This is a genomic window from Shinella sp. AETb1-6, assembly GCF_009826875.1.
In the GTDB taxonomy this organism is placed as follows: Bacteria; Pseudomonadota; Alphaproteobacteria; order Rhizobiales; family Rhizobiaceae; genus Shinella; species Shinella sumterensis.
In genome coordinates this window covers 1-502 of sequence record NZ_WUMM01000047.1, presented here as the reverse complement: position 1 = coordinate 502, position 502 = coordinate 1, and the positions used below count along the sequence as shown (strand labels likewise).

1 pseudogene is annotated in these 502 nt (G+C 58.6%); it reads right to left on the bottom strand.

Going from position 1 to position 502, the window contains the following annotated elements:
- Positions 1 to 427, bottom strand: a pseudogene (locus tag GR158_RS25060) (IS5 family transposase); the annotation flags it as partial.
- Positions 428 to 502: the final 75 nt, after the last annotated feature.

Sequence of the window (502 nt, the reverse complement as noted above, 5' to 3'; positions counted from 1 at the left end):
TCGGTCAGTTTCAGCCGGATCGGACGGCCGAGCGCATCGACCAGCACATGTATCTTGGTGGTCAGCCCACCGCGCGAACGACCCATGCAACGGGATCGCCCCCCTTTTTCGAGCCATTCGCCCCATGCTGGTGAACCCGGATCGAAGAACTGTCGATCATCTGGATGTCGCCGTCGTAAGCCTTTGAGACAGCGTGCAGAATGCGCGCCCAATGACCAGCACGCCGCCAGCGGTTGAAGCGGTTAACGCACGTCGTGTAGGGGCCGTAACGTGCTGGAATGTCAGCCCAGGGCGCCCCTGTCCGCAGCCGCCAGAAGATGCCGTTCAACACCCGCCGGTCATCCACCCGTTTCACGCCGCGCACCTTCGACGGCAACAAAGGCTGGATAACGTCCCATTCAAAATCCGTCAGATCAAAGCGTGCCATAACCACCTCCTCTCAATGGGTGAAGTGAATCACAGCACACTAAAGGACGGAAGTGATTTATGGGTATGTGACCTA